Source organism: Candidatus Neomarinimicrobiota bacterium, from assembly GCA_016784545.1.
Classification (GTDB): Bacteria; Fidelibacterota; UBA8477; order UBA8477; family JABMPR01; genus JABMPR01.
Genome location: JADHUM010000095.1, coordinates 1 through 6,542 on the forward strand (window position 1 = coordinate 1; position 6,542 = coordinate 6,542).

A 6,542-nucleotide genomic window follows, 5' to 3' on the forward strand; every position below is an offset into this window, starting at 1 on the left:
ACTCCGCCTGGGTCACTTCCGTCTGATCAATATAGAAACTTTTCACCGTCACAGTATGAACCGGCTTTTGGTCGCTAATGCCACTGTTGCTTCCCATCTGGAATGTCCCACCCTCAACATAGACCATGCCGGGAGGAGGTGTGATATGTTTTTAGGAATAATAAACGGCGTATCTGCCATAGCCATCCCACTACTCATCCTGGCAATTGTTGGTCATGGCTGGTACAAAAAAGTTAAAGTTTATGAAGTATTTACCGAAGGAGCCAAAGAAGGCTTCACCGTGGCAGTGAGAATTATTCCATTTCTCGTTGCAATTCTGGTTGCCATCGGCGCATTTAGATCCTCTGGGGCACTTGATCTCCTGACCAGTTTGTTGGCTCCATTGACCTCCTGGATTGGTATGCCCGGCGAGGTGATCCCCATGGCGCTCATGAGACCGCTCAGCGGGAGTGGTGCAATGGGTATTGTTTCTGAATTAATCAACACCTATGGTGCGGATTCGATGATCGCCCGCATGGCAGCTGTCATGGAGGGGTCAACCGAGACAACTTTTTTTATATTGGCAGTCTATTTTGGTTCCGTGGGAGTGAAAAAAACACGGCACGCACTACCGGCGGCACTCACTGCTGATCTGGCTGGTATCATAGCTGCTGTTGTTGTGACTCAGGTAGTTTTTGGATAAAGTATATTATGAAAAATATTGGATTAGCAGGATTTGGGTTCATCGGGAGTTTTCTTTATGATCGTCTGAAAGACAATAAAGAGATTTCGGTGCAAGCAGTGTGGGAGCCTATCCCACAGAAAACCAAGTTTCTTGACAGACAAATCGTGTGTAAGGATTTAGAGGATTTGGGATCCCGGCCATTGGACTTAATTGTAGAAGTTGCACATGCAGACGTTGTAAAGGCTCTCTTGCCCTTCATTAAATCTGATGCTGATTTAATGCTGGCCTCCATGACATGCCTGTCTGATCCAGATATCCGCAACCGAATAGAGCAGGATGCTGTTCATTACGGCCGAAAAATATTCTTACCCCATGGAGCTGTACTTGGTCTAGACGGCCTGCGCGATGGCAGGTCACTCTTGGATAGTGTCTCTATCACAACCACCAAGCATCCTCAAAGTCTGGGAATCACCGACAGTCAGATTATAAAACCTGAGGTCCTTTTTGAAGGATCTACACTGGACGCCTGTAACAAATTCCCACGAAATGTCAATGTTCACGCCGCAATAGCACTGGCCGGGTTAGGTTTTGAGGCAACGCGCTCAGTTATTATCGCTGATCCCAATACCAATAAAATGCACCACCGGATCGAAGTCCATGGCCGTGGTTTGAACTGGAATCTTGAAATAGAAAGTTTTTCTGCCGGCGAGGTAACTGGAAGCTATACGCCAGAATCACTTTACCAGAGTCTGTTAACAATTTTATCCGAGGACAACGGATTCTGCTTTGTGTAAACACCAGATGGCAGTACTGCTCAGCCAGACCTGCTGATTTTCCCGGACGTTAGGAGGAGAGATATCCTATGGGTATAAAACGGAAGGCTTTGGGGTTGGCTGTTTGCCTGTGGGCTCTGCCCAGCACCCCCTATGCTTCAGATGAAACACCTCAGACAGCACCTGGCCCAAGACAGAACCTGCATGTATATCTCCTCATTGGTCAGTCAAATATGGCGGGCCGTGCACCTTTCACGGGAGACGAATCCAAACCCATTGAGCGCTGCTTCCTGCTTGATGATAGCGGTCACTGGGAGCCGGCCGCAAACCCACTAAATCGTTACTCGACCATTCGCAAGGATATCAGCAAACAAAAAATGGGTCCCGGGTATCATTTTGCGCAGACTATGCTGGAAGTCGATGAAAATATTAATCTAGGGCTGGTTGTAAATGCCAGAGGTGGGTCAGAGATTGAAGAATGGGCTCAGGGGTCCAAATTTTATCAGGAGGCACTGAGGCGGGTGTCAGGGGCGAGGAAGACTGGAACGCTCAAGGGAATTCTTTGGCACCAGGGAGAAGCTGATGTTGAGAATCCGGATAAATATATTGATAAACTCTCGGAGCTTGTGTCACGCTTCAGAAAAGACCTGGCACTGCCAGAGTTGCCCTTTATTGCAGGACAAATCGATGGTGTGCCTGCCATTAATGAACAAACCGCCTTGCTCCCAGACCGCCTGCCCTTCACGGGATTTGTGAGCTCAGAGGGGCTAACAATTTTTGAGGAATGGCATTTCGACGCTGCCAGTGTGAAGCTTATGGGGAAACGCTATGCAGAAGAAATGTTAAAGATCCAAAGCCAGGCAGGGAAGTAAGAGATTCCGGTTGTTGAGCTTGTCGAAACATCCTTGTTGGCACAGATCTGAAATTGCGTCGCCACGATGCTCCTCAAAGACAGAGGGCTCGTATGAGTGATATCCTGGGGCTGCGAAATGCTGTGGTCAAAGCTATTTGAGATGCGTTTGTAGTTAAGTCACTACGAGCAATTCGACTTCGATCAGTGTGACGGCTCTAGTCAAGGCCTTTCGGCTCCAGCCTCTGCATGCTTCGACAAGCTCAGCATGGCGTTCTTTTGTTCTTTCATGGGAAGTAATAAAAAGCCACCACATCTCTGCGCTGGCCAATTTTTAACTTTTCATTTTTAATTTTTAACTTCTAACTAGGTGTGCCCGAGCACTTTGTCTTCGATCAGTGTGACGGCTCTAGTCAAGGCCTTTCGGCTCCAGCCCTGAATGCTTTGACAAGCTCAGCATGACGTTCTATTGTTTTTTTTGGAAAGGAATAAAAAAGCCACCACATCTCTGCACTGGCCAATTTTTAACTTCAAACTTCTAACTTTTAACTACTAACAAGGTGTGCCCGAGACTGGAGTCGAACCAGCACGTACAAAAGAGTACACTAGGACCTGAACCTAGCGCGTCTACCAATTCCGCCACCCGGGCATCTCTGACTTCGCTACACACTGTAGTTTCGCCATGACTTGAAAAAGCGGGCTAATGTAATCCCCCTCCCAGCTACTGTCAATCAGGAAAAAACCAGAATAATAGCCAGATTTGAGAGAAGTAATAAACCTGCCAGGATAAGAACCACCAGGGGTTGAGCCAGACTGAGTTTCACCACCAGAATCTGCCAATCCTGCTGAGGCTCTTGAGCGAGTAATTTTAAACTTTTTAGATAGAGTACTGCTGTCCATCCGTATGCGAAAGGCGCCAGGAGTGGTGTGTTCCCCCACAACACTGAGCTAGAGTCCAGATGCCAGTTCAAAAGCTGATATTGCGACAGCAAAGCTTCAAAGAAAAAGGAAATCAATACCATGGTCATAAAGATGAGAGGCAAATGGTAATCGAGAGGTTTGGCTTTCAAATAATCTCGCTTGAGAAAATTATTGGCCCAGATCAGACCAATATATGCGATGTCGGTCCAGAAAAGGGTGAAAATGAACGGCACTCCAAGCAGGGTGATATGAAAGTCTCCATAGCTATAGATTTTCATAATTCCAGCCAGTGCATACTCACGGAGGAACCCCAGAATAATGCCGGATATCCAGAAGACCCACACAAATGATGCATTGTAAAAGACCCTGGCATGGGTAACCAGAATTGCAGTCACCAGGAAAATGCTAAGTTCAATCAGCCAGATCATCATGCATTTCCTTTATTTTTTTATTGAGCGATACCAATCCCCAGATCAAGATTGGCAAGTTCGCCCACAGCAAATCATAGCGCTTATTCACCAATTCACTAATTATGGCCAGGCCCAGGAGCAGATCAATGGCACCGTAGGGTAAATATGTGAGGAGTAGTTTATTCATGTTCTTAATTAAAGTAAGAGCCGTTGTATTTCTGGGCGAGGATTGACAACGAGCTTCGTCTTACTTCGTTTCGAATCCTCGCGTGGAACAAATATACAATTGGTGGTTTAACGACTAATCGTTCCATTCCGCCTTGAAAATATGGGTGGCCCTGGGATTTTCCGCATCACGATTGGATGCGAAGGCTATGAATTTTCCATCAGGGCTAAACATTGGGAAACTATCGAAATAGGTATTGTTGGTTAGACGTTTTAATCCGCTCCCGTCTATGGCAATTATATAAAGCTCAAAATTGTGACCATAGGCACTGGCTGCTTCATTCCAGTCGTCCATATTGGATGAGAATACAACGTGCTTGCCATCAGGATGCCAGGATGGAGCCCAGTTGGTAGCATCATTATTGGTCAACCGAACCATATTCTGGCCATCAACATCCATGGTATAAATGGAGAGTGGCACAGCTTCAACCTGATCAAGAGCCATATTTTCCTGCCAACGCAGTGTATCCTCTGCAGTATCAGGGTACCAGGCTCGCCAGACTATTTTTTGGGCATCCGGGCTAAAATAGGGTCCACCATCATAACCAAGATGGTTGGTGACTCTCTGGACATCAGATCCATCCATATTCATGGTGAATAATTCAAGATCATCATCGATTTCTGAGGTAAATATCACCTTGCCAGTGAGAAAGGAAACAGTTGGCTCAGCATCGTAACCTGCATTTTCTCTTATTCGTACCAGATCTGAACCATCGGGATTGGCAGTATAGATATCATATGGGTACAGGGGCCAGATGTATTTATTTCCCTGGGGCTTTGGTCGAGGTGGGCAGCTATCCACTACACCAAAGGTTGAGGCAAAGATGATTCTGTCCTTCCCCATGCTGAAATATGAACAGGTATTTGCGCCCAGTTCTGGGCTAACCATGTGCTGTTGGCTGCCATCTGCATTCATGATATAGATTTTATCACACCCATTGCCATGGCGTTTACTCTGGAAGATAATCTGCTCACCCAGAGGACCCCAATAAGCTTCCCCATTATCACCCTCGAAGGTTAATTGTTCAACTTTGGAAAGACCAAATGGTTTTTCCTCAACCACAATCTCCTGCTGGGTGCTGCAGCTCAATATTGCCATGCTTAATACCGATAATATGAAAAACTTTATGCTCAAGTTACACTCCTGATTTTGTTTAAGGTATTTCTGGAAAAAACTATTTTTCTTCCAATTCGATACGGTACAAAAGAACTGCATTGTGCATATGAATTGCAAATAGATCTTTTCCAATTTGAGATAATTTTGGTAATGTGGTTGTCCAGCTCCCAAAGGAGCTACGGTGGGCAATTTGACCTGTTTTACTCACGCCTTCAAGTTCAAATTTTCGATAGGCCTGTACCCCATTCTCAGTAAAAAAGGGTTCATAACGTATGTATAGAAACAAACCCCATTGATGCAAATACTCAGCGTCGCTGATTGTACTCATATCGATGGGATGGTAACTTGAAATAATTGAACCATCTCCAAGATTTACCACATTCAAATCCTTTTCAGAGATGACAAAGGCAGCTTTGCTTCCAAGCGGACTAATCTCCCAGGTTTTCCATGGATAATGTCCCACGATTCTATCTCTTTCAAAGAGAGTTAACATGGACTCATAACCATCGTGAATTTCAAGAAAATAATTGTCGGTTCCAGGTATGGACTCCAGCCCCACAAGCCGTCCTGGAACATTTACAGGATCACCAAGCAGTTTGTCGTGATTCCACAGATGTAGATTAATCGTGGAGGTTGTGTCCATCCCCCCGGATGAGATGCAGGAGGAAGCACTAATGAATTCATTTCGATTGACCAGTTGATCAACCACAAGTTTTATCTCACAAGCATCCTGATCCCGGGGTACTAAGTTCTCCAAAAAGAGCAGCGTATCTTCATTACTCAATTCAAGAATCCAGGGTTGATCCTCTTGGGTCAGAAGAATGCTGCCATGGTTTGTCAAGCTCGAGTTGAGTTCTCCCCCTCCCCAGGGGATGGCATGCACCAGGGTATATTTTGGATTCCCTTGAAAATCATAGACTTGAAATGAATAGAGCAGTTGCGGATCAGAGATATCATTTGATTCGTTTTGCTGAATCAACATAAAGTGTGAGAGATCGTGTGAAATTTTGAAGATATCCTGAGGCGTACGATCTATGTCAATCACATTGTTTCCAAGACTATCATAGTATGAAATCTTGTTCTCTGTTAAGGTGTATATGATGGGAAAACCGGAAGTATTGGATCTGAAAATAACCTGTTCCAAAGGGGTGTTAAAGGTCCATTGTGTGTGGGGTACAATATGCAGGACATCTGCCTGTGCCAGTTGTATAAGTCCAAACAAAATAAGCAACCACTTCCTACTCACGACTCACCTATTTGATTAAGACAATCTTGCGGGTTTCACTGCGTGCTTCACCTTGAATCAGTTGTACAAAGTAAGCACCACTGGGCATATTTTGCCCGGTTTTATCTGCCCCATTCCAGGTCCAGATATAGGTTCCAGGAGCGCGGTTATGCAACCCTTGATCCATGATCATTTTACCCTGAATATCATAAACAACAATTCGACCCTGAGCAAATTGATCCATGTGGTATTCAATGTTGATCGAGGCATTAAAGGGATTGGGATAAACTCTGTTAATTGCCATCTCTTCCGGTATCTGCATATCAGTGATCCCTGTAGTTCCTGCGAAGAATCCTA

The 6,542-nt window shown here is 45.2% G+C and carries 9 protein-coding genes and 1 tRNA gene; 3 read left to right on the plus strand and 7 right to left on the minus strand.

What is annotated here, in order from left to right:
- Positions 1-127, minus strand: a 127-nt coding sequence (locus tag ISR87_15085; protein ID MBL7026766.1) for an SUMF1/EgtB/PvdO family nonheme iron enzyme, incomplete at its 3' end; no start/stop codon positions are given.
- Between the two features lie 18 nt (positions 128-145).
- On the opposite strand from ISR87_15085, the gene ISR87_15090 reads away from it, so the two are divergent.
- The 3 genes from ISR87_15090 to ISR87_15100 all read left to right on the plus strand — a co-directional run bounded on the left by ISR87_15090 (position 146) and on the right by ISR87_15100 (position 2,309).
- Positions 146-682, plus strand: a complete 537-nt coding sequence (locus ISR87_15090) for a spore maturation protein (GenBank protein ID MBL7026767.1) — start codon at positions 146-148, stop codon at positions 680-682.
- An 8-nt stretch (positions 683-690) separates the two neighbouring features.
- Positions 691-1,458: a DUF108 domain-containing protein gene (locus ISR87_15095; protein ID MBL7026768.1), complete on the plus strand. Its 768-nt coding sequence runs from the start codon at positions 691-693 to the stop codon at positions 1,456-1,458.
- A gap of 68 nt (positions 1,459-1,526) precedes the next feature.
- Positions 1,527-2,309: a sialate O-acetylesterase gene (locus ISR87_15100; GenBank protein ID MBL7026769.1), complete on the plus strand. Its 783-nt coding sequence runs from the start codon at positions 1,527-1,529 to the stop codon at positions 2,307-2,309.
- Between the two features lie 541 nt (positions 2,310-2,850).
- On the opposite strand, the gene ISR87_15105 is transcribed toward ISR87_15100, so the two are convergent.
- The 6 genes from ISR87_15105 to ISR87_15130 all read right to left on the minus strand — a co-directional run bounded on the left by ISR87_15105 (position 2,851) and on the right by ISR87_15130 (position 6,507).
- A tRNA-Leu gene (locus ISR87_15105) sits at positions 2,851-2,936 on the minus strand.
- Positions 2,937-3,018: 82 nt separating this feature from the next.
- A complete protein-coding gene (locus ISR87_15110; GenBank protein MBL7026770.1) occupies positions 3,019-3,639 on the minus strand; it encodes a hypothetical protein in 621 nt (206 codons plus the stop codon).
- Complete coding sequence (locus ISR87_15115) at positions 3,620-3,805, minus strand: hypothetical protein (protein MBL7026771.1); 186 nt, start codon at positions 3,803-3,805, stop codon at positions 3,620-3,622. The genes ISR87_15110 and ISR87_15115 overlap by 20 nt, the downstream gene beginning before the upstream one ends.
- A gap of 114 nt (positions 3,806-3,919) precedes the next feature.
- Complete coding sequence (locus ISR87_15120; GenBank protein ID MBL7026772.1) at positions 3,920-4,978, minus strand: PD40 domain-containing protein; 1,059 nt, start codon at positions 4,976-4,978, stop codon at positions 3,920-3,922.
- Positions 4,979-5,018: 40 nt separating this feature from the next.
- The gene (locus ISR87_15125) at positions 5,019-6,206 is read right to left on the minus strand and encodes a hypothetical protein (GenBank protein ID MBL7026773.1); all 1,188 of its coding nucleotides are present in this window, start codon (positions 6,204-6,206) and stop codon (positions 5,019-5,021) included.
- A 7-nt stretch (positions 6,207-6,213) separates the two neighbouring features.
- Positions 6,214-6,507 (minus strand): T9SS type A sorting domain-containing protein, encoded by a 294-nt coding sequence (locus tag ISR87_15130; GenBank protein ID MBL7026774.1) that lies wholly within the window; start codon positions 6,505-6,507, stop codon positions 6,214-6,216.
- Positions 6,508-6,542 lie beyond the last annotated feature (35 nt).